This is a genomic window from Rhodococcus sp. 05-2254-5 (assembly GCF_002258575.1).
Classification (GTDB): Bacteria; Actinomycetota; Actinomycetes; order Mycobacteriales; family Mycobacteriaceae; genus Rhodococcoides; species Rhodococcoides fascians.
The window spans coordinates 305,121-327,640 of sequence record NZ_NOZG01000002.1; the positions used below are offsets into that span (position 1 = coordinate 305,121).

The following is a 22,520-nucleotide window of genomic DNA, read 5'->3' on the forward strand; positions in this document are numbered from 1 at the left end:
TGTCGTCTCGAACGGCGCCGACAACTTATGACTGCGCCCGCCTCGGTCGGGATGCTGCTGGACGTGCAGCCGATCACGACGATGTCGGTCATCTCCTCAACTCGGCTCGCGTATTACCCAGCTTCGGTAGGAGAACAAGGATTCCGACACCCGCGAAGACCAGGGACAGGTAGTAGACCGAGTGGACGGATGCGGATAGATCAATGATGACACCACCGAGGGACGCGCCGAGGAAGATTCCGAAGCAGATGATCGAGGTGTGGACAGTATTGACGACGAAGGATGTACCGCCGACTCTCATGACCCGGACTGCGAATGCCGGGTTGAGACTCACGCCGGCGAATCCGAGGGCGGCAACGCCAACCAAGACTGCTGCCGAATTGCTGTCGCCGAGAAGGAACAGCAGACCGGACAAGAAGATCACCACCGCGCCGACGCAGGCGACGGACAAGGGGAAGTCATCGGAAAGCCGACTGACCACAGTGATACCGATGACGCATGCGACGCCGTATGCGGCCAAGATGATGGGGACCCAGCTCTGGTCGAAGCCGGCACGTTCGGTGAGGATGGGGGAGAAGTAGCTGAAGATGGAGAACACGCCGCCGATCAGCAATCCGCTTGTCGCGTAGGCGAGCCACAAGCTGCCGTTCTTCAACTCCGATAGTTGAGTCAGAATTTTCGGTCGTGGGCCGGCGTCCACAGCGGGTACCAGAACGAAGCTCGCCGCGAGTGCAATTGCCGCGAGGACTGCCACGAATGCGAAGGCCAGTCGCCACCCGAAGGCGTTACCGAGGAAGCTGGCGACAGGTAGACCGATGACGGTGCCGATCGTGTTGCCTCCCATGACGATACCGATGGCGCGGCCGCGGATCTTCTCGGGTACCGCCTGGGCTGCGATGGAAAGAGTGACGCCGTAGGCGGTGCCCGCGGCGGCTCCGGTGAGGATGCGACCAATGACGATGACGGCGTAGTTGGGGGCAGCAGCGGCGATCAGTTCGCCGATGATGAACACGATCGAGATGGCGAGCAGGGCGAACTTGGGTCGAAACCTGGTGAGGAAGATCGAGGCGGGCGGGGCCACGAGCACCATCGACAGCGCGTAGATCGCGATGAGATATCCGACGCTAGGGATCGATGCAGGCAGGTCCCGCGCAAGGTCGTTCATCAAGCCCGACACCATGAATTCGCTCGTCGTGAACGCCAAGATGGTGAACGCAAGTACGTAGACGGGCAGGGGAACTCGGTCGGGAGTCTGCGGCGCTTGGGGTTCGCAACTCGTAACGTCATGCATCTCTGACGATCTCCTTTGTGTGAGGTGTAGAACCGGAATTTTTGTATCGATCAGTACAAAAAATGGCCGCAGGAGACTGGTTGTCGATGCTCGCCGTCCTTACGGCGTAAGTGCTCTCAGCGCCCCGTCGGCTATAGCGCGCATTGCTTCACGTCCGGAGGCCACTCGTGCAGCCACTCGAATGCCGACGATCGCACCATTGACGATTTCGGCCTGCGCGCGGGGTGGAAACGTAGATGAGACCTCGCCAGTGGCTTGTCCGGCATGTAGGTAGTCCGCCAATACTGACAAACGCCGCTGGAGGTTGGCCGTCAACCGCTCGAGTGGTGCGGCAAGTTCAGGATCGTCCGCAGCTTCGATGGCCGTATTCACCGAGAAGCATCCTGATGGGCCACCTGACGAGCGCCGATCCATCTCGCCTTCGATCAGATCGTCGAACAGAAGCCCAATTCGATCAAGTACGGAAGTCGTACTGCCTAAGAGGATCGCGTCTGCCGACTCGTCGGCTTTCGTGAGGTACGTCGACATGCATTCTTCATACAGCCCGATTTTGCTGCGAAACGCATTGTAGAGGCTGCTTCTGCCCAAACCAGTCGCACGACAGAGCATGTCAGTGCTCGTGCCGTGAAATCCATGGGCCCAGAACTGGTCGAGTGCTGCATCGACTACGGCGTCTCGATCGAAGTCGGCTGTTCGTCCCATAGCCAGACGTTAGCAATTGTGTACTGATCTGTCCAAAATTGTTCCTGTGATCGCCGGGAGAGGGCGCCTGTCGAGCGAGGTGTGGGCAGTGCAGTTCGACAGAAACACTGTCGGCACTTATCGATTTCGTCGGCCGGTAAGCACCACAGCCGGGTTGCTTTAAAACCGTCTTGGTGGGGCGGGCGGGGCTCGAACCCGCGACCAATGGATTATGAGTCCACGGCTCTAACCGACTGAGCTACCGCCCCAATCCCGTACCAGGTACGAGCCAGCAGAATCGTACAGAATCACGCCGTCTCGTGGTTCCATCGGGGGCGCTACTTGGCCCTCACCTGCACCGGAACGCCGTTGAGAATCGCGTTCGCCGATACCGCGTCGACTCGGGCGGGGTCGGTGATGTCGTTGACGCTCGGTCCGGTGACAGTGGTGGCGACCGAGAGCTGCACGCCGGGGCGCTGATGACCGAATCCGTGCGGCATGCTCACCACCCCGGGCATCATCTTTTCGGACGCCGCAACCTCGATGTCGACGGTACCGGCCGCGGAGGTGACCGACACCATCGAACCGTCCTCGATCCCGCGCTGGAGGAGATCGTTCGGGTGGGCCAGAAGCTGATGTCGCGCTTTGCCTTTGGTGAGCCGAGCGGTGTTGTGCATCCACGAGTTGTTGCTGCGCAGATGTCGTCGACCGATCAGCAGGAGCTCGTCGTTTTTGGGAACCGCGCTCGAGTGCATCAGGTCCACCAGGGCAGGCAGTTCACCGACCACGACGTCCTGGATCAATTGAATGCGCTTGTCCTTGGTCTTCAGCTTCTGGGGAAAGCCCGGACGCAGCGGTCCCAGATCGATGCCGTGCGGGTTGGCTCGAAGCTTCCTCAGCGACAACCCTTTTCGTCGGCTACGGAGCAGGATGTCGAGAGTGCGAGCAGGGGACAGGCGCAGACGGGCCTCGCCGATGACGCTCTTCGGCGTCAATCGTGCCTTCAGTCGATCGACGGTGGAGCCTGCCATGCGGTTCTTGTAGCGCAGTGACAAGTCGCGGAAGATCTCCCAATCATGCTTGGCGTCAGCCTGCTTGGGTAGGACTGCTGGCATGTACTTGGCAGTGTTGTGTACCGCGAAAGAATTGAAGATCAGATCGTAGTGATCGCGTTCGAGGGACATCGTCGGCGGCAGAATTACGTGTGCGTGCCGCGAGGTCTCGTTGATGTAGAAGTCGAACGACACCATGAAATCGAGACCGGCGAAGGCCTCGTCGAGGCGACTACCGCCGGGCATCGACAGCACCGGATTGCCGGACAGGACGGCCATGGCACGAATCTGGTCCTTGCCCTCGGTGGTGATCTCGTCGACAAGCGTCGAACAGGGATACTCGCCGGCGAACTCGGGGAGATCGCGAACGCGGCTGCGCCATTTGTCGAAATGGCCACGACCGACGATGCCCTGCGAGATCAGATCGATCGCCGGATCGGTCACCATCGCACCGCCCGGTCGGTCGAGATTGCCCGTGATGATGTTGAGTACCTGGATCGCCCACTGGCACACCGTGCCGAACTGCTGCGTCGACACCCCCATCCTGCCGTACGCCACTGCAGACTTCGCCGCAGCGAATTCCGTTGCGAGAGAGGAGATGTCGTCTGCCGACATGCCGACGATCGGCGCCACCGCCGTCGGCGTGAATTCGGCGACGAGATCGGTAAGTCGATCGGCACCGTCGACGTAGTCGGCGACTCGGACGGAGCCGTCGGCGACGATCGTGTGAATCATCGCCAGCAACAGCAGCGCGTCGCTGCCGGGACGAACGAAGAAGTGGGTGTCGGCAATATCCGCCGTTTCGGTCTTACGTGGATCGACCACTACCAGTCGGCCACCTCGCTTACGGAGTGCGCGTGCTCTTTTGGCGAAGTCGGGCACCGTCATCATGCTGCCGTTGGAGGCCATCGGATTGCCGCCGAGGACGAGGAAGAAATCGGTTCGATCGATATCCGGGATGGGCAGCAGGAGCTGGTGGCCGTAGAGCAGATGGTCGACGAGCTGGTGCGGCAACTGATCCAAGGACGTCGCCGAGTACCGATTGCGGGTGCGCAGCAGCGACGCGAACGGAATGCCGTGGGTCATCGCACCCATCGAGTGCACGTTGGGATTGCCCTGATAGAGCCCGACAGCGTTGGATCCGTACTTCTTCCGCGTCGAGACGAGGCCATCGACGACGAGGTCGTACGCCTCATCCCAGCCGATCTTCTCCCACTTCTCACCCACCCGCTTGACCGGTGTGGTGAGCCGATCGGTGTCGGCATGAAGGTCGATCAACGACAGAGCCTTCGGGCAGATGTGGCCCCGGGAGAGTGGGTCCTTCTCGTCGCCGCGGATCGAGACCACCGCGTTGTTCTCCACCGTGAATTCGAGACCACAGATCGCCTCGCACAGATTGCACGATCCATACACAACCGACATCGCATTTCTCCCATTCCTGTCGTCCGAGACTAGCGCGGCGGGGGACCGATCCACCGGCATCGACAGACAATTAGGCTCTGGAGTCGTGACTACCCTCGATCTCACTGCCTCGTGGCCCGTCGACCATGTCAGTGCCGCCGTCTTCACCGACGCCGGAGTGCGGGAGGAGGTGGGGGACACCGCGCGCGTCTTCGAGCTGGCATCGGTCACCAAATTGCTCACCGCCTACGCGGTGCTCGTTGCCGTGGAGGAAGGTGCCGTCGAGCTCGATCAGCCCGCAGGGCCGGAGGGGTCGACTGTGCGGCATCTGCTGGCGCATGCCTCGGGACTGGCGTTCGGCGAGCGGAAGGTGCAGGCTCCGGCCGGCACCAAGAGGATCTACTCGAGCGCGGGATTCGAGGTCTTGGCCGAACTCATCGAAGCAGAGTCGGGAATTGCCTTTCCCGACTACCTGGATGAGGCCGTCTGCGGACCGCTCGGGATGGTCGACACGTCGCTGCCCGGGTCGGCCGGTCACGGTGCCCGTTCGTCTGTTGCAGACCTGACCAAGTTCGCCGCGGAGCTGTTGGAACCGAGTCTCCTCGCGTCGCAGACACTGTCTTCGGCCGTGGACGTGCATTTTCCCGGCCTGAACGGAATCGTGCCCGGGTACGGATCGCACAAGCCCTGCGACTGGGGTCTGGGGTTCGAGCTGCGCGATGACAAGACCCCGCACTGGACTGGGAGCACCAACTCGAGGGCCACGTTCGGCCACTTCGGACAGGCCGGGACGTTCCTGTGGGTGGACCCGTCGGTGCGGATCGCGTGCGTGGTGCTGACCGATCGAAACTTCGGAGATTGGGCCAAACCGCTCTGGCCCGAGCTCTCCGACGCCGTCCTGGCCGGGTGAAACATCACCGTTCACCGATTGCACTGGCGCAACAGGGGCAACTCGGGGCACACTAGTACACACACGCGTTGAATCGCTGCAACCAGTTCGAGCATGTCGAGGTCGTTGGGGAAGACGTCCCTCGTCGAAGCTGGAGGTAGTGCAATGCGTGGATCGAACCAATTCGCAGATGCGACGTCGGGTGTTGTGTACATCCACTCGTCGCCCGCTGCGCTGTGCCCGCATGTCGAATGGGCGTTGTCCGACGCCCTCGATTGCCGTGCCAATTTGAAGTGGTCCGCGCAGCCGGCCTCCGACGGTCAGCTGCGCGCCACCACGGACTGGATCGGGCCCGTAGGCACCGGAGCGAAGCTCGCCGGCATCCTGCGCTCCTGGCAGATGCTGCGCTACGAGGTGACCGAAGACGCCAGCGAAGGCGTCGACGGCGAACGGTTCTCGCACGTACCCGGATTGGGTCTCTGGCGCGGATCGACGAGTGCCAACGGGGACGTGGTGCTCGGCGAGATGCGACTGCGCGCCCTGATGGAGAACAACCAAGGCAACCTCGCCGCCGCAGTGGAGCACGCGCTCGGCTCGGATTGGGATGCCGCTCTCGAGCCGTTCCGCACCGGAGGCGCAGGAGCAGAAGTGACCTGGCTCAGCCGCAACGTCGGCTAGCAGCGGTTGCCGGGGATTCGTCGCGGCGGTAGTTTCGCGTTCGTGCCTGGGGTAGGCATGTGGGAACGACCGTGGAGTGGTGAGTTCGATGTTGTCGACCGGAAAAGTGATTCGATTCGACGAGTTCAAGGGGTACGGATTCGTAGCGCCGGACGAGGGCGGCGAGGACGTGTTCATCCACGTCAACGATCTGGACTTCGACAAACGACTTATGGCGCCGGGAGTACGCGTCGAATACGTTGCCGTAGACGGTGACCGTGGTCTGAAGGCCACCGAGGTCCAGATCATCGACGGGCCGACGTCGACCGCTCTGGTGACCCGGCACAAACCCGACGTCCCATTCCACAACACCGCGCCCGTCAGTGGTCACCAGCGCCACGACGACGCAGGCGCGGACGTCCTGTCCGAGGCGGACTTCACCACAGAGCTGACCGAACAACTACTGACGTCGAACGGCACGCTCACGGCTGCGCAGATACTCGACGTGCGATCGGCCGTAGTTCGACTGGCCCACGATCACCGATGGATCCAGGGCTGACCGACCTCGATCGACCTCGTTCGCCCGTCCCCGGTGTGAATCAATGTGGCTTTCTTGCACATGGAGTGCCTGAAAGGCGCATTGATCCCAACCGGGGGTGGGTTCCCAACCGGGGTGGGGTCTTGGGGGCAGGGCTGACGGACCGCAGTAGGTAGCGGTCGGAGTCGATCAGAGCGGGATGTTCTTGTGATTTCCGCGAGCCGCCGGTGCTGCAGCGAGAGCCTTCGCAACCGTGCTTCGGGTCTTGCTGGGCTCGATGACCTCGTCGACGACGCCGATGGCAACGGCGCGATCGACACCGCCTGCGATGCTCTCGTGCTCGACGGTGAGGCGGTCGTGCAGTGCCTCACGCTCTTCTTCGGGTGCGGCGGCGAGCGCCTTCTTGTGCAGGATGCCGACGGCCGCCTTCGCACCCATCACGGCCACCTCGGAGCCGGGCCAGGCGTAGACCGCGGTGGCACCGAGTGCGCGGGCGTTCATGGCGATGTACGCGCCGCCGTAGATCTTGCGAGTGACCAGCGTGACGCGGGGAACGGTGGCCTCGGCGAACGCGTGCAGCAACTTCGCTCCGCGGCGAACGACGCCTTCCCATTCCATGCTGACACCCGGCAGGTAGCCCGGAACGTCGACGACCACGATGAGCGGAATGCCGAAGGCGTCGCACAGGCGAACGAAACGCGCTGCCTTCTCGGCACTTTCGGAGTTCAGGCAACCTCCGAGTCGGATGGGGTTGTTGGCGATCACGCCCACGGTGCGGCCACTGATGCGGCCGAGCCCGATGACGATGCTGCGAGCCCAGCCACCCTGGAACTCCTCGAACGTCGATTCACCTTCGACGTTGTCGAGCAGTTCGTGAATGATCGGGTGCACGTCGTAGGCACGACGATTGGATTCGGGCATCAGTGCGCGTAGATCGGTGTCGCCGTGTTCCGCGGCGGCGATGTCGAACACGCCCTGCTCGCAGAACATCGACACCAGACGGCGGGCGCGGGTGAACGCGTCCATCTCGCTGTCGGCGACGATGTGGCACACGCCGGACTTCTTGTGGTGCGTGTCGGGGCCGCCGAGCGACTCCATATCGACCTGTTCGCCGGTGACGCTGCGAACGACGTCGGGTCCGGTGACGAATACGCGTCCCTCGGGAGCCATGATGACGACGTCGGTCAAGGCGGGACCGTACGCTGCACCACCGGCTGCGAAACCGAGGACGACGGAAATCTGTGGGACGAGGCCGGATGCTCGGACCATGGCCTCGAAGACGAGTCCGACGGCATGGAGAGCCTCGACGCCCTCGGCGAGGCGAGCACCACCTGAATGCCAGACGCCGACGATCGGGGCGCGCTGTTCGATGGCGGTGTCGATCGCGGCAACGATGTGCTTGCAGCCGTCCACTCCCATGGCACCGCCCATGACGGTGGCGTCGGAGCAGTAGGCAATGGTGTGGACGCCGTCGATTTCGCCCGATGCGGCCAGAATTCCCGACTTGTCCCGATCATGCAGAGGGACAGTGGTTCCGGCGTCGAAGAGCTTTTCGAGGCGGGTGAGGGGGTCGCGCGGATCGGTGGAGGTGCCGGATCGTGTGACAGGGGCCAGAATGGTCATCGCGTTGTCCTTCTTCAGGGCCCCTGGCGGGGGCGAGGCCCGAGCCGGGACCGTCCGTCGAAAGAACGGCCCCAGCTCGGATCATGCACTGCGAGAGCGGGATTCGCTGAGTCGAGAAGTCGACTCAGTGGATCACGCCTTACCGAAGGCGAGCGCTACGTTGTGCCCACCGAATCCGAACGAGTTGTTGATCGCGTAGTCGATCTGTCCGACGCGGGGCTCGCCCTTGACGACATCGAGATCGATTTCGGGATCCTGGTTCTCCAAATTCAGTGTGGGAGGGATGATTCCCTCTCGCACTGCCAGCACCGTCAGTACCGACTCGAGGGCGCCGACGGCACCGATCGAGTGGCCCAGAGCGGATTTCGGTGCGTACACCGCTGCGTGATTTCCGACTGCCTTGTTGATCGCCAGCGCTTCGGCGGTGTCTCCGATGGGAGTTGCCGTTGCGTGTGCGTTCACGTGGGTGATGTCGGACTTCTGCAGGCCTGCGGTCTCGATGGCGCGCTGCATCGCACGCGCGGCACCCTTGCCCTCGGGGTCGGGGGCCACGAGGTGGAACCCGTCCGAGGTGATTCCGGCACCGAGCAGGCGGGCGTGGATCGTTGCCCCGCGTGCCTTGGCGTGCTCCTCGGTCTCGATGACCATGAGCGCACCCGCTTCACCGAAGACGAAGCCGTCACGATCCTTGTCGAACGGACGTGACGCACCCTTCGGGTTGTCGTTGTTGGTGCTCATCGCCCGCATCATGGAGAAGCTGGCGATCGGAACCGCGTCGATGTATCCCTCGACGCCGCCGGTGACGACCATGTCCGCGTCACCCATCACGATCATCCGCCATGCATGCGCAATGGCTTCCGATCCCGAGGAGCAGGCGGAGACGGGCGTGATGACGCCGGCTTGTGCTTTGAGCTCGAGCCCGACGACCGCTGCTGGGCCGTTCGGCATGACCATCTGAACGGCGAGCGGGGACACCTTGCGGTAGCCGCCGGCCTTCATCTTGTCGTTGGCGTCGATGAGAGAATCGCCGCCACCGAGTCCGGTACCGATCGACACGCCGAGGCGGAGGGGATCGACGTCGGGCGAGCCGGCGTTCTTCCAGACCTCACGACCGAGCACCGTGGACAACTGCTCCACGTAGCTCAGGCGACGGATCTCGACCCGCGAGAGCAGACTCTGCGGGTTCACCGCGAGGTGTCCGCCGATCCGCACGGGCAGGTCGTACTCGGTGACGAAATCGTCTTCCAGAGTGCCGATTCCGCTTTCGCCGTTCAGCAGACCCTTCCACGTGGCATCGACGTCACCCGCGAGTGACGTGGTCGCAGCAAGGCTGGTGACGACGACACTGGGGAAGCGTCCGTTGGCGGTGGATGGGTTGGTCATGGGTCGTGTCACTCGCTCGCGGAGTCGTCGAGCTTGGCCTTGATAGCTTCTGCGGCTTCGGGGTTCTCCGCTTCGAGCTTCTGGATGTAGTTGACGGCGTCGCCGACGGTGCGCAGACCTGCGAGGTCTTCGTCGGGGATCTTCACGCCGTACTTGTCCTCGGTCTGCACTGCGATCTCGACCATGGAGAGCGAGTCGATGTCGAGGTCGTCCACGAAGGACTTCTCGATGGTCACCTCGGACGGTTCGATGCCCGTGACCTCCTCGATGATCTCTGCAAGTCCGGCGATGAGGTCTTCCTGGCTGGCCACTGTTGTGGCTCCCTTCTCTTCTGTGTCGAACGCCGAAGTCATGTGCTTCGAGACGCGGTTGTGCATTTCTGCCACTCGGGGAGTGGAAGTCGATCCGCAGTACCGAGACTGCGGTGTGAAGGTGACCGAGCTATCCGAGCTCGGCCAATGCGGCGATGTCCGCCGGTGTCTTCAGGCCGAGGTTGGGCACGCCGCGCAGTTCACGCTTGGCGATGCCGACCAGTGCGCCTGCCGGGGGCAGCTCCGCAAGTCCGGTGACCTGCGCGGTACGCAGGTACGCGCTGCACCGGTCCCACCGCACGGGACGTGTGACCTGGGCAGCAAGTTTGGTGAGCGCATCGGCACCCGATGCGACCGGCTGACCGTCCGAGTTGGACAGCAAGGTGTGCGTCGGCTCGGACGGAGTGATGGCGGCTGCGGCCGCGGCGACGGTGTCGCCTGCCGATGCCATGTACTTGGTATGGAAGGCACCTGCGACCGGGAGTGCTCGGACCCGCGCCTTCTCGGGTGCGCTCTCGGCCAGTTCCGCCAACTTGGTCAGCAGACCTGCAGCAACGATCTGACCGGCAGCGTTGACGTTGGCCGGGGCGAGATCGAGTTCCTCCAGCCGGGCCAGAACTGCAGCTTCGTCGCCGCCGAGCACGGCGGACATGCCGGTAGGTTCGAGGGCGCAGGCCTTGGCCATCGCAGCCCCGCGCACCGCCGCCAGAGATACCGCGTCGTCGGAGGAGATCACGCCGGCAATGGCAGCAGCCGCGAGCTCGCCGACCGAGTGGCCGGCCACGATGGCGTCGTCGGGGAACAGTCCACGCGAGGCGATTTCCTCGAAGGCCAGTAGGGCCGACGCCACGACCAGCGGCTGAGTCACCGCAGTGTCGGTGATTTCTTCAGCGGTGGCGGTGGTGCCGAGTCGCACGAGATCCAGGCCGGAGGCCTTGGACCACAGCGCCAACCGATCGGCCGCGCCCGGGATTTCGAGCCAAGGCAGCAGCATGCCGGGAGTCTGGGAGCCCTGACCGGGCGCAAGCAACGCAATCACAGGGTTAAGAGAACACTGTCGGGCCCCTCATCAGTGATGTCGCGCTCGATGAACTCTCGACAAGCAATTTGTGGGAACCCTACAAATTGCCTCGTGGAGACCCGCTATCGCCGGAAGGCGGTTCGGCGTTACGTAACCACTTCTCCAAATGTGACCTGTGTGACATATGGGGCTGGATATGTCGGTTCGTGATGCGTTCGAGCCAACCTACCTACCGTTGCCGCGACCCGAAGGACGTACGCATCGCGCGGGTGAGTGGGATCACGACCGGTCACCTCGGCGATGCGCTTGAGCCGATACCGGACGGTATTTGGATGAACAAACAGCTGCCGAGCGCAGGTTTCCACGGCACCGCCGCAGTCGAGATACGCATCGAGCGTGTCGGCCAAACCCGAACCTGCCGCGGCCAACGGAACGACGACATGATCGTTGAGAGCCGAGATAGCTGCCCCGTCGTTCAGCAACGCTCGTTCGGGCAGCAACTCGCCGGCGTGAACCGGCCGCGGTGCGCCCCGCCAGCCAGCCACGGCCTGCATGCCGGCAAAGGCCTCCACCGCGCTCGAGTGCGCTGCGCCCAACGTGCGGGTGGTGGGACCGATGACGACAGGGCCGTCGGAGAAGTTCTGCAACATGTCGTCGATGAACGCGTGATGCGCCGCGGTGTCGTCGAGCTGACCACTGACCACCATCACCAGTCGTGTCCCCTGAACCACCGCCAACGCAGCTCGACCGTGCTTCTGAGCGACGGAGTGCACGGTGCCCACGACGGATACGCCGCGATCTTCCGGGGGAGTGCCCACCAATACCGTCGCGGGTGCAGTGGCGTCCCAGTTCAACGTGGCAGCACGGGAGAGCATGTCCGATCCCGTATCGCCCCGGACGACGGCGTCGACGACGAGGGCTTCGAGGCGGGTGTCCCACGCCCCTCGTGACTCGGCTGCACTGGCGTACACGGACGCCGCTGCGAAACCCAGCTCGCGGCCGTACCGCAGCACGGCCTCGGTCAGCGCGACCAACTGCTGGTCGTTGCGGGCGAGCGCAGGGAGCCACTGCTCGAAGAACTCCATCGCCACCCGAACCATGTCGACGGTCTGACGCAGCGTGAGGCGTCGGGCCAGGTCTTGCGGGATCACCTGGAAGGCGTCGAGGCTGAATCGAATGTCGCTGTTCGGATTCTTGAGCCATTCGAGAAAGTTGTCGACGGCCGTCTGGATCAGCAGCTGGACGCTGGCCCGCTGGGCGGCGTCGAGATCGCCGAAGAACGGCAACTGGCCCTGCATCGTGGTCACTGCCTCGGTCGAGAGGCGGCCGGAGAACTGTTTGACGCGTCGCAACAGGGCGTCGGGCAAAGGGTCGCGCTTCTGGCGCGAAGGGGCCAACGAGTTGACCGGAAGGTGGACCTCGTTGTCGGTCGTGAGCGAATCACGGGTGGGGGAGTCACGGGCCGGGGAGTCACGAGCCAACGACTCACGCAACGCCTCACGGTAAGCGTCGCGCCGGGAGACATCACGCGCGGACGAACTGTCCGGTGAATCGGGTTTCGCATCGGACATAAGGAGAACCTACGCCCGACCCCCGCCCACCTCGCGCTGGACTCTCGTCGCGAGGTGGAACGGGGGTCGGCCGATCATGGCGGAGACCTACGCCGAGCCGGTATCGGCGTACGACGTCGGAGCTGCGGTGACGTCGTCGATCTTGTACTTCTCGGCAGCCTCGACGGCCTTGGACTTGTCGATCTCGCCCGATGCCGCGAGAGCGGACAGTGTGGCGACGACGATGGACTCGGCATCGACGTTGAACACCCGTCGTGCAGCCGGGCGGGTGTCGGAGAAGCCGAAGCCGTCGGTTCCGAGGGTGACGTAATCGCCCGGAACCCACTGGCGGATCTGATCCGGCACGGCGCGCATCCAGTCGGAGGACGCGATGACCGGGCCGTTGGCATCGGCCAGGGCCGAGGTGACGAACGGAACGCGCTTGTCGGCACCCGGGTTACGCAGCGACTCCTTCTCGGCTTCGACGCCATCGCGGCGCAGTTCGCCCCACGAGGTGACGGACCACACGGCCGAACGAACGCCCCACTCCTCGAACAGCAATTCACGTGCCTTGCGGGCCGAGACAATGCCGACGCCGGACGCGAGCAGCTGTGCCTCGGGTCCGTCGCCCTCCTGCGGTTCTGCGAACCGGTAGATGCCCTTGAGCAGCCCCTCGACGTCGAGGTTCTCGGGCTCGGCCGGCTGTACGTACGGCTCGTTGTACAGGGTGATGTAGTAGAAGATGTTCTCGCCGCCGAAGCCCTCGACACCTTCGGTTCCGCCGTACATGCGACGCAGACCGTCCTTGACGATGTGCGCGATCTCGTACGAGAACGCCGGGTCGTACGCCACGGCCGCGGGGTTGGTCGACGCCAGCAGCAGCGAGTGACCGTCGGCGTGCTGGAGACCCTCACCGGTCAGCGTGGTGCGACCTGCCGTGGCACCGAGCACGAACCCGCGGGCCATCTGATCCGCGGCGGCCCAGAGACCGTCGCCGGTGCGCTGGAAACCGAACATCGAGTAGAAGATGTACAGCGGGATCATGACCTCGCCGTGCGTCGCGTACGAGGTACCGACCGCGGTGAACGACGACGTGGAGCCTGCCTCGTTGATGCCCTCGTGCAGGATCTGACCGACCGAGCTCTCCTTGTAGGCGAGCATCAGTTCCGAGTCGACCGAGGTGTAGAGCTGGCCGTTGCGGTTGTAGATCTTCAGCGACGGGAACCACGAGTCCATACCGAACGTGCGAGCCTCGTCGGGAATGATCGGCACGATTCGGTGGCCGATCTCCTTGTCTCGCAACAGCTCCTTCATGACGCGCACGAGCGCCATCGTGGTGGCGACTTCCTGCTTGCCCGAGCCCTTGCGCAGCGTCTTGTAGGTGTCGTCGCCGGGCTGCGGCAGTGGCTTGACGTCGACGCGGCGCTCGGGGACGAATCCGCCGAGCTTGCTGCGACGATCGAGCATGTACTGGATCTCGGGAGCGTCCGCACCGGGGTGGTAGTACGGCGGCATGTACGGATCCTTCTCGAGCTCCTCGTCGGAGATCGGGATGTGCTGGAGATCGCGGAACGTCTTGAGATCGTCGAGCGTCAGCTTCTTCATCTGGTGCGTGGCATTACGGCCCTCGAAGTGCTTGCCCAGGGTGTAGCCCTTGATGGTGTGCGCCAGGATGACCGTCGGCTGGCCCTTGTGCGACATCGCAGCCGCGTAGGCAGCGTGCACCTTGCGGTAGTCGTGGCCGCCGCGCTTGAGGTTCCAGATCTCGTCGTCCGAGAGATCCTTGACGAGCTCCTTCGTTCGCGGGTCGCGGCCGAAGAAGTGATCGCGGACGTAGCTGCCGTCGTTGGCCTTGTAGGTCTGAAAGTCGCCGTCGGGCGTGGTGTTCATGAGGTTCACCAGTGCGCCGTCGCGGTCCTTGTGCAGCAGCGAGTCCCACTCGCGGCCCCAGACGACCTTGATGACGTTCCAGCCGGCACCGCGGAAGAACGACTCCAGTTCCTGGATGATCTTGCCGTTACCGCGCACCGGGCCGTCGAGACGCTGCAGGTTGCAGTTGACGACGAACGTGAGGTTGTCGAGGCCTTCGGTCGCAGCCACATGTGCGAGTCCACGCGATTCCGGCTCGTCCATCTCGCCGTCGCCGAGGTACGCCCAGACGTGCTGATCGGAGGTGTCCTTGATGCCGCGGTCGTTCAGGTAGTGGTTGAAGCGCGCCTGGTAGATGGCGTTCATCGGGCCGAGGCCCATCGACACCGTCGGGAACTCCCAGAAGTCCTGCATCAAACGCGGGTGCGGGTAGGACGGCAGTCCGCCGCCCTCGTTCACATGGCTCGCTTCCTGACGGAAGCCGTCCATGCGCTCGGCCGGAATGCGGCCTTCGAGGAAGGCGCGGGCGTAGATGCCGGGGGAGGCGTGGCCCTGAATGAAGATGTGGTCGCCGCCGCCCGGGTGATCCTTGCCGCGGAAGAAGTGGTTGAAGCCGACCTCGTACAGCGCAGCCGACGATGCGTAGGTCGAGATGTGGCCACCGACGCCGACGCCCGGACGCTGTGCGCGGTGCACCATGATCGCGGCATTCCAGCGGATCCAGGCACGGTAGCGGCGTTCCATCGACTCGTCGCCGGGGAACCACGGCTCGTTCTCGGTGGGAATCGTGTTGACGTAATCCGTCGATGTCAGCGACGGGAGCGCGACGCGGCGCTCGCCGGCGCGCTCGAGCAACCTGAGCATCAGGTAGCGAGCGCGGTTGGGTCCGGACCTCTCCAGCAAGCCGTCGAACGATTCGATCCATTCGTTGGTCTCGTCGTTGTCGATATCGGGCAGGTACGACGCGACACCCTCACGGATGACGCGGACCCGGCCGTCCGAGCCCTTCTTGCCTGCAGACGATGTGTTCTGCCGTTCGCCGCTGTTCACTTCGGACAACGTGTGCACTCCTCAATGTGGCGGACGCTCGGTGTGGCGCCCGGTCCGGTAGCTCGCCCCTGTGACGGCGATCTACATTCCTCGTTCTCGTGATTCCTCCCCAATCCTGCCGCATCTCGTCGGTTCTGGTAGTACAGAGGTCCGATACCCACCAGTAGAAATTTATGTACGCAATTTCGGCGCGGTCAGCTTGCGCGAACGGCTTCGACCCTGTTCGCTTTGTCTACTGCACCCACAATTCAAGGAGGTCACCACCGTGGTCGCCGCGGCGGACGCTCAGAACTACGCTCAGAAACTTGGCATCACTCGCGACATGGTCGTTCAAGAGCTGGGCTGGGACGAGGACACCGACGATGATCTGCGCGCCGACGTAGAAGATGCGATCGGTGGCGAGACCCTCGACGAGGATTCCGACGAGGTGATCGATGTCGTACTGCTGTGGTGGCGCGACGGAGACGGTGACCTGGTCGATGCACTCATGGATGCCATCGGTCCGCTCTCGGACGATGGAATCGTGTGGGTCCTCAGCCCCAAGACCGGCATGTCCGGTCATGTGGAGCCCAGCGAGATTGCCGAGTCCGCTCCGACAGCCGGATTGACGCAGACCTCTGCGGCCAATCTCGGCGACTGGATCGGAAGTCGATTGGTTCAGCCCAAGACCCCTACCACCAAGCGGTAGGCCCATGCTCGACACAGGAAGACGGTTCTAGATGCCGATCGAGGTTGGCGCAGTTGCGCCCGACTTCACCCTCAAAGACCAGAACAATCAATTGGTCACGTTGTCGTCGTACCGGGACGTGAAGAACGTTCTGCTCGTGTTCTATCCACTGGCCTTCACCGGAACGTGCCAGGGCGAGCTGTGCCGAGTGCGCGACGAGCTACCGACATTCGAGAACGAAGACACCGCGATCCTGGCGATCTCGGTGGGTCCGCCTCCGACCCACAAAATCTGGGCAGCAGAGCAGGGTTACACCTTTCCGCTGCTGTCCGACTTCTGGCCACACGGTGAAGTGGCTCAGGCGTACGGCGTGTTCAACGACAGCGCAGGATTCGCCAATCGTGGAACCTTCGTGGTCGACAAGTCCGGAATCATCAGATTCGCCGAAATGAACGGTCCCGGGGAAGCCCGAGACAGTTCATCGTGGGCTGAGGCACTCGCACAGGTGAGCTGACCTGCGGAATTGTAGTTAGACAGCAGACACGATAAATTTCTCCAAGCGTTCCGGTGGCCCGGGGATGTCCCCAGGCCACCGGTACTCGGGCGTATAGCTCAGCGGTAGAGCTCTGGTTTTACACACCAGCGGTCGGGGGTTCGAACCCCTCTGCGCCCACCCTGGTCACAGGGGTTATCGACCCTGATTTGACCCGACTGGCAGCAAGTTGTCATCACGGTTTGTTACAAGTCGTCCGTAACTCGTTGGAGCAGAGATCAGCGCATAAGGCTGGTTTTGTTGGACATATCGCGCCATCGTGAAGGCGGCGGTTGCATGGCCTAACCAGGCAGAAACCGTCGGGATTGGCACTCCGTTGAGGATCATGAGCGTGGCGCAGGTATGCCGCTCATCGTGCAGGTTGATGACGGGAACGCCAGCCCGAGCGCACGCAGCCCTCCAGCAATCAGTGAGGTAGTCGGGGTGCACAGGATCTCCCAACTCGTTCACGAACACATGGCCGCTGCACGGTATCTGTCACGAGCTTGTGACATCTCCCGGCGCTGAACGGCTAGGGCGTGCAGCAATGACGAGTAGACCGGATCGAGGATCGGTAGATCTCGCTTGGGACGTTCTGTCTTCGGTTCTCCGATGATTACCTTCCCATCGACAACGGTGCGGGTGCGGACGATTCGCACCGTGTGCGCGTCCATGTCGATGTGCTCCCAGCAGAGGCCGGCTAACTCTTGTTTTGCGCAGGCCTAGTGAACCGAGCTGGTGCTGATGTCCATCGCGATCATCCTTAGTTGCATCGAGTGCGATCTTTAGCTCCTGAACTGTCAGAGTAGGACGCTCCTTGATGTCGAGCCGCGGGGTGTCGACATACTGCGCGACGTTCCGGCGGAATTGACCTTGTTCAACTTCGCTATCGAGTAGCTGCCTAATCGAGCTGAGGATATTGCGCCGCAACTGGCCGTTGGATGGGCGTCTTAAAGCACACAACATTGCTCACGCTGTCTTGGGTGGAGGTTACGGGCGTAAAGTAACGTACAACGTCGCGGCGTGCCTGTGTCCAATGCCACACAGGGAGAAAATCCCGCGATACGACAAGTTTCAACCTCCATGGATTCGATTTTGCCTAGACAGCTGGGTGCCTACGGTGGTCTATCAGCAAGGACAGGAGGAACTAGTGATCATCATCGCTTAGCCAATCTCGTTTGGTTTGGGCATCGACGACTTGATAGAGATCGTCTGTCCTAGTGGCCCAGGGATGACTTTCGTATCGGGACGTGTCAGCAATGCTTGTCAGCGGCTCGGCATCGGTGAGATATCTCCGGGTGACGTTTATAAAGGGCTCTCTATGCTTCTGTAGGTCTCGCAACAGTTCGTCGCTCTGAGTAAAACCTACGTACGTGGGTGTCGTTCCGTCCTTGCGGGCCTTCGCTATGATTCCAAGCAAGTTATCTAGTACTGCGCGAAAATCTTCGTAAAATGCCGTAATCATTCTTTGTGTGTGCGGCTCGACAACTTGGAGCAGTGCAGGCTCGAAAGCGACGTTGGTTCGGACTATCGCATCTCTTAGTCTAAGGCCAGTTGTGTTTGCGATTTCTTTATGATCTTCGTACATAGGATCGGAAGGGTCTTCTGTGTTGTTGCCCCGGTCAATCCACACTAATTCACTCTTAGCGATCTCTTCCCAGAAGGCGTCGAACTCTGGCCGGATCGAGTCAACTTCTAGCCATAGTCCACTAAGGGAGGTGAGTTGTTCGCTACGCAGCTGTGCGTCGAGTTGCCTGGAAACGCTTTCGTTCGCGTTCTTGAGCTGCTGGGTGTGTCGTTTCTCAACTGCCTTTCGATCTTCCTTTGCTTTCTTTGCAGCCTTCCGTGCATCATTGCGAGCCCTCTTTGTTTCCTCACGAGCTCTAAATATCGATATAACGGCCACGGATACCGCCGCAATCGAACCGATTCCGCCTATCCAACTGCCTGCTGACGCGAGCTGAGCTGAGCTGTAGTTTGGCCAGAGAATTACTGTGTTCGCCATGGCAACCAGGCCGCCGATCACGAGCAAACTGACGGCTATACCGCCAATGATCCGTGGGTTCTTCCACCTAGGGGTCTTCGCCGGTAGGTCGCCTTTAGCAGTCTTCGAGATGTCATCACTCACCTGAGCATTCAACCAGGTGTTCGATCGTCAACGGCCGGCTGCACTAGTCCAGTCATTCATACGGATAAACGTTGATACGAAGCCTTCAACTACGAGGTCCGCAACGCTGGCAAACTTGGCTGATGGACAAGGTGACGGGACTGCCCCACTTCAGTTGACTCGTCGGGTTGAGTGATTCAGGCCGCGTGTGCGGTCCGGTTGATTGTCTCAAACTCGATCGGAGTGTGCTTGCCGAGGCGTCGTTGACGGCGTTTGCGGTGAGCGGTCTTCTCGATCCATGTCACGATCGCCAGCCGTAGTTGCTCACGGGTCGACCACCGCTGGCGATCGAGGACGTTCTTCTGCACGAGTGCGAAGAACGACTTCATCGCGGCGTTGTCACCGCACGCCCCGACCCGCGCCATGGAACTTCGTAATCCATTGCGCAACAGGGCATGTACGAACTTCCTGGATCGGAACTGGCTATCGCGATCCGAGTGAACGATCGTACCCGCCGAGCCTCTTTGCGCCACAACATTATCCAATGCGGACACCGCCAACGAGGCCTTCATCCTGGAGTCGATCGAGTAGCCGACGATCCTGTTCGACCACAACTCCATCGCGCCAAGGTAAAGTTTGCCCTCGTCGGTGCGGTGTTCGGTGATGTCGGTCAGCCACAGCTCGCCCGCGGCCTGTGCGGCGAGCTGACGGTCCACAAGGTCATCGTGGACCAGCGGGCCAGCTTTCCTGTTCAGGCCAAGCTTCTTCGAGAACACCGACCAGATGCGTTCTTGTGAGCACAACCGCGCGGCCCGGTTCTCGCTGGCGGTGATGCCGCGGTCGGGTAGTTCGTCTGCGATGAAGCAGTAGCCGAATGCGGGGTCGTCGGCGTGGATCTCACGAGCAATGTTGATCAGATGCGCATCATCCCAATCTCGTTGCTTGACTGGCTGTTTCTTCCATTTGTAGAACGCTTGGGTGGAGAATCCGAGAACCCGGCAGGTCGCTGTGACGGGGACTCCGTCGCCAGCAAGGTCGAGGACCAGCGGTGGGGGCACCTCCCGCTTGCGGGGGAAGATCATTTTGGGTTGACGTCCCGGGACAAGTAGTCAGCCGCGCGGCGCATGACCTCGGCTTCTTGCTCGAGCAGCTTGATCCGTTTGCGGGCTTCTCGCAGCTCGGCGGACTCGTCGAGTCCCGCCTTCGTAGCGGTGCCGCGTTCGATGCCGTCGTCGCGGTCAGCGATTTTGAGCCAGCGGTGCAGGCAGCCTTCGGAGATTCCGAAGTCCTTCGCGATCTGACGCAGCGGGGCCTCGCCCTTGCGTGCGACGGCGATGACGTCGCGGCGGGACTCCTCGGAAATGCTTTAGGCATGGTGAACATCCTCCCACCGTGAGGCGCGATCCTCACAGATCAGACATCAACCAAAGCCGGGGCAGTCCCGACCCACTACTAGCAGCCATGCGTGTCTATCGCTATCGAAGGTATCTAAGAGGGTGCGCCTTACGGCTAACGGGTTGATCGGTTCAATCCTCACTACGGGACATCATGTCGAGGTTGTGAGACCTCTATAAAGCCGTGATTACCAGCGCAATGACACCCTGTGGTAGGTAGGATAAGTAGGTTAACTCGTGTTAACCGGGGGTCTCATCATCAACCGTGTGCGAGCGGATGAGCTAGGGAAGCCACAAAAGAACCTGCACCCTCTTACATACTTTCGATACCCTCCCTACTAGTCCAGATTAAACAGTCGAGACCAGTAAGAGTGGTAACAACACATCAGTAAGTAGATCAGTCACAAGGGGCCCTCCATGTTTTTGAACACCTCGCATTTATTTAACCCTCCCATTATAAAGAGAGCAAAGTATTGGTTGCTTACTTCGCCGTGGGAGGGTCTGTTTGGGTTGAGGTGGTTTTGGCCATGAAGCGGGTGAGAGCAGGATTTGGCAGCTCCTGCCTGATAGTGTCCGTTAGTGTTCTGCGATGCGCGTCAATCTTGTCTAAATGTTCGGCAATTGCAAAGATATCGACGTGGTGTTGTGTCCCAATGTTATCGTTGGCGACAAAGACGGAAAGCGCCAATGCGTCAGTATCTTTCACGATACTTTCGACCAAGCTGCTAATTGTCTCGTTGTCGACAGTAACAATGGCTCGCGTGGATGCAACCGACGCCTGACGTACGGCCCGACCGAACGGCCCCTCTTCCTCGCTTAATCTCTCCTGGTCGATCAGACCAAGCTGTAACTCGCTAATACGAGTTCTGAACTGATCGGCATGTAGACAAAGGTCCGAGACGGATTGCCACATCGTGAGGAGTGCATCGATTTGTTGCGTTCGGTGTTCCGCGAGTAGCTGCGTCTCAAGATGTCTCTCAGCGTCTCTGCGGGTGAAGTACGAGGCCGCCAAAGCGACTGATACTGCTAGCAGTGATCCGATACCACCAATCCATCCACCAGCAGCCGCTAGTTGTGACGATGAGTAGCTGGGCCAGAGTACGACGTGGTTCAGCATGGCGATGTACACGGCCAGCATCAGAACCAGCACGATGACGGCAATCACGACGATAGGTTTCTTGAAGAATGTCCTGATCCCGTTCGACTGAGGGCTCTCGTTGTCCGTAGTCACCCGGGCATTCAACCAGGCGTTCGATTCTCAGAGGCCGCCTGCCCTAGTCCAATCATTCAAACGGATGACTAGCGGCGCGACTACCTCACCTCAGAACGCAAGCACCTCGCCAGCTTTGGCCGGCGGCACGGTGATCTACGCGAATGTAAGTCTCGCAGCGTTGGCCACGAGCTGCGCGTTCAAGGTGGACGTCATCGGCTTCTACGACACGTAGATCTTGAATCAGGCTTAGAGCATTGGTCGTGTCGTACGCGCGTTTCTACGAACGATCCTGGAAGCTCGTCACATGCTGGTTCAGAAGCTTCGGTCGGTTTGGATCGAGACCCCTAAGTGGTTACGTCGTTCAACCCAGGTTTCGTTCGGTCTGAGCGCGAGCCTATTTGGTCTTGGGGTCGCGGCTGATGCTCTCAATTGGCGGTGGAGTGAGTGGGGCTTCTTCATCAACGTGCTGACATCGCTTGTCGGGTTTCTGTTCGGCGTCCCAGTCGCCATCATTGGGCTCAACGCCATCTCGGAGAACCGGGAGCGAGAGGCCAGTATCAAACAGACACGAAGCCTGACCATCGCGAGTTGGACAAGATTGTCCGATGCTGCGAAGAAGCTCTGCACTGATGAGCTAATAGATAAGCCGCCTGTGCTTGCAAAAGTAATAACCGATGACTTCGGCACGATGTGCGGCGATATGGCTGATTTTGGCCAAGATTCACACACATCGTTGACACTTTTTGAGGTTTACTCTCGACTGGATGCTCACGCAGATAGGATGGAGCAAGCAATTAAAGATTATCTTGCGGGGGTCGGCAATCAAAACTTGATGCTGACTCACTGGATCACCATCAGGCTCAACTGGGATATCATCAACACAATTATTAGGCAGCGCAGACTTGCGCTGGATATGAATTGGCTTACCGAGGTGCAAGAAGCCCGACTGTTTCACTACACGCGAGAACAGCAGTTCCCCTTACAAGTTCCAGCGGGTTTGATAGTGACCGGCAGGGACGGCGAGAGTTACAACGGCATCAAGAACTACCCTGACAAAGTGCGAGCACTCGTCGGTCAGGATAAAGCAAAGATTCTTAAATCGTTTCTACGAATTGTCGATGACACTCCCGTAACTTTCTTCATGCAGGAATCATTGCAGCAAAAACAGCGCATGGTGAATTTAAGAGACGTCGTGAAGGATGTGGATCAGTCGCCCTTCGTCCGGTAGTGCTATTGCAATTAAAGGCCGCGTAGCTGCACCTTTCGAACTGGAGAACAACTATGGAAAAGA

The 22,520-nt window shown here is 61.2% G+C and carries 18 protein-coding genes, 2 tRNA genes and 1 pseudogene; 7 read left to right on the plus strand and 14 right to left on the minus strand.

Translation table 11 applies throughout. The annotated features are described in order from the left end of the window. Positions 1 to 88: 88 nt before the first annotated feature. The 4 genes from CH278_RS02530 to CH278_RS02545 form a co-directional block, all read right to left on the minus strand. Positions 89 to 1,291 carry an MFS transporter gene (locus tag CH278_RS02530; RefSeq protein ID WP_094621112.1) on the minus strand — a complete coding sequence of 401 codons (1,203 nt, stop codon included), beginning with the start codon at positions 1,289 to 1,291 and terminating at the stop codon, positions 89 to 91. A gap of 99 nt (positions 1,292 to 1,390) precedes the next feature. Further along, positions 1,391 to 1,993 (minus strand): TetR/AcrR family transcriptional regulator, encoded by a 603-nt coding sequence (locus tag CH278_RS02535; protein ID WP_094621113.1) that lies wholly within the window; start codon positions 1,991 to 1,993, stop codon positions 1,391 to 1,393. Between the two features lie 171 nt (positions 1,994 to 2,164). After that, positions 2,165 to 2,241: transfer RNA gene (locus tag CH278_RS02540), tRNA-Ile, on the minus strand. A gap of 69 nt (positions 2,242 to 2,310) precedes the next feature. Beyond that, positions 2,311 to 4,446, minus strand: coding sequence for a molybdopterin-dependent oxidoreductase (locus CH278_RS02545; RefSeq protein ID WP_094621114.1), 2,136 nt, complete (start codon positions 4,444 to 4,446; stop codon positions 2,311 to 2,313). An 85-nt stretch (positions 4,447 to 4,531) separates the two neighbouring features. On the opposite strand from CH278_RS02545, the gene CH278_RS02550 reads away from it, so the two are divergent. From CH278_RS02550 to CH278_RS02560, 3 genes are all read left to right on the plus strand, one after another. Beyond that, positions 4,532 to 5,335, plus strand: a complete 804-nt coding sequence (locus CH278_RS02550) for a serine hydrolase domain-containing protein (protein WP_094621115.1) — start codon at positions 4,532 to 4,534, stop codon at positions 5,333 to 5,335. A 144-nt stretch (positions 5,336 to 5,479) separates the two neighbouring features. Beyond that, positions 5,480 to 5,992: a DUF3145 domain-containing protein gene (locus CH278_RS02555; RefSeq protein WP_032368158.1), complete on the plus strand. Its 513-nt coding sequence runs from the start codon at positions 5,480 to 5,482 to the stop codon at positions 5,990 to 5,992. An 88-nt stretch (positions 5,993 to 6,080) separates the two neighbouring features. Next, positions 6,081 to 6,530, plus strand: coding sequence for a cold-shock protein (locus CH278_RS02560; RefSeq protein WP_094621214.1), 450 nt, complete (start codon positions 6,081 to 6,083; stop codon positions 6,528 to 6,530). 168 nt (positions 6,531 to 6,698) lie between these two features. On the opposite strand, the gene CH278_RS02565 is transcribed toward CH278_RS02560, so the two are convergent. The 6 genes from CH278_RS02565 to aceE all read right to left on the minus strand — a co-directional run bounded on the left by CH278_RS02565 (position 6,699) and on the right by aceE (position 15,325). Further along, positions 6,699 to 8,132 carry an acyl-CoA carboxylase subunit beta gene (locus tag CH278_RS02565; protein WP_032368156.1) on the minus strand — a complete coding sequence of 478 codons (1,434 nt, stop codon included), beginning with the start codon at positions 8,130 to 8,132 and terminating at the stop codon, positions 6,699 to 6,701. Positions 8,133 to 8,264: 132 nt separating this feature from the next. Continuing rightward, positions 8,265 to 9,515 carry a KasA/KasB family beta-ketoacyl-ACP synthase gene (locus CH278_RS02570; protein WP_027497449.1) on the minus strand — a complete coding sequence of 417 codons (1,251 nt, stop codon included), beginning with the start codon at positions 9,513 to 9,515 and terminating at the stop codon, positions 8,265 to 8,267. Positions 9,516 to 9,523: 8 nt separating this feature from the next. Continuing rightward, positions 9,524 to 9,868: a meromycolate extension acyl carrier protein AcpM gene (acpM, locus tag CH278_RS02575; protein ID WP_045841363.1), complete on the minus strand. Its 345-nt coding sequence runs from the start codon at positions 9,866 to 9,868 to the stop codon at positions 9,524 to 9,526. 88 nt (positions 9,869 to 9,956) lie between these two features. Further along, positions 9,957 to 10,865 carry an ACP S-malonyltransferase gene (locus CH278_RS02580; RefSeq protein WP_094621116.1) on the minus strand — a complete coding sequence of 303 codons (909 nt, stop codon included), beginning with the start codon at positions 10,863 to 10,865 and terminating at the stop codon, positions 9,957 to 9,959. A 128-nt stretch (positions 10,866 to 10,993) separates the two neighbouring features. Then, positions 10,994 to 12,418 carry a PucR family transcriptional regulator gene (locus tag CH278_RS02585; RefSeq protein WP_228139233.1) on the minus strand — a complete coding sequence of 475 codons (1,425 nt, stop codon included), beginning with the start codon at positions 12,416 to 12,418 and terminating at the stop codon, positions 10,994 to 10,996. Between the two features lie 87 nt (positions 12,419 to 12,505). Next, positions 12,506 to 15,325 (minus strand): pyruvate dehydrogenase (acetyl-transferring), homodimeric type, encoded by a 2,820-nt coding sequence (gene aceE / locus CH278_RS02590; RefSeq protein ID WP_027497445.1) that lies wholly within the window; start codon positions 15,323 to 15,325, stop codon positions 12,506 to 12,508. 256 nt (positions 15,326 to 15,581) lie between these two features. Between aceE and CH278_RS02595 the strand changes: the two genes are divergently transcribed. The 3 genes from CH278_RS02595 to CH278_RS02605 all read left to right on the plus strand — a co-directional run bounded on the left by CH278_RS02595 (position 15,582) and on the right by CH278_RS02605 (position 16,656). Beyond that, complete coding sequence (locus CH278_RS02595; protein WP_032390975.1) at positions 15,582 to 16,004, plus strand: DUF3052 domain-containing protein; 423 nt, start codon at positions 15,582 to 15,584, stop codon at positions 16,002 to 16,004. A 31-nt stretch (positions 16,005 to 16,035) separates the two neighbouring features. Beyond that, positions 16,036 to 16,497, plus strand: coding sequence for a peroxiredoxin (locus CH278_RS02600; RefSeq protein WP_094621117.1), 462 nt, complete (start codon positions 16,036 to 16,038; stop codon positions 16,495 to 16,497). Between the two features lie 87 nt (positions 16,498 to 16,584). Next, positions 16,585 to 16,656, plus strand: a tRNA-Val gene (locus tag CH278_RS02605). Positions 16,657 to 16,671: 15 nt separating this feature from the next. Here CH278_RS02605 and CH278_RS28185 read toward each other — a convergent pair. The 4 genes and pseudogenes from CH278_RS28185 to CH278_RS02630 form a co-directional block, all read right to left on the minus strand. Beyond that, a complete protein-coding gene (locus tag CH278_RS28185; protein WP_371831560.1) occupies positions 16,672 to 16,992 on the minus strand; it encodes a tyrosine-type recombinase/integrase in 321 nt (106 codons plus the stop codon). Positions 16,993 to 17,662: 670 nt separating this feature from the next. Beyond that, positions 17,663 to 18,643, minus strand: a complete 981-nt coding sequence (locus CH278_RS02620; RefSeq protein ID WP_094621120.1) for a hypothetical protein — start codon at positions 18,641 to 18,643, stop codon at positions 17,663 to 17,665. A gap of 176 nt (positions 18,644 to 18,819) precedes the next feature. After that, positions 18,820 to 19,996: pseudogene (locus tag CH278_RS02625) on the minus strand (IS3 family transposase). A 501-nt stretch (positions 19,997 to 20,497) separates the two neighbouring features. Then, positions 20,498 to 21,247, minus strand: coding sequence for a hypothetical protein (locus tag CH278_RS02630; RefSeq protein WP_094621121.1), 750 nt, complete (start codon positions 21,245 to 21,247; stop codon positions 20,498 to 20,500). Positions 21,248 to 21,533: 286 nt separating this feature from the next. On the opposite strand from CH278_RS02630, the gene CH278_RS02635 reads away from it, so the two are divergent. Further along, on the plus strand, positions 21,534 to 22,457 hold the full coding sequence (locus CH278_RS02635) for a hypothetical protein (protein WP_094621122.1): 924 nt from the start codon (positions 21,534 to 21,536) through the stop codon (positions 22,455 to 22,457). Positions 22,458 to 22,520: the final 63 nt, after the last annotated feature.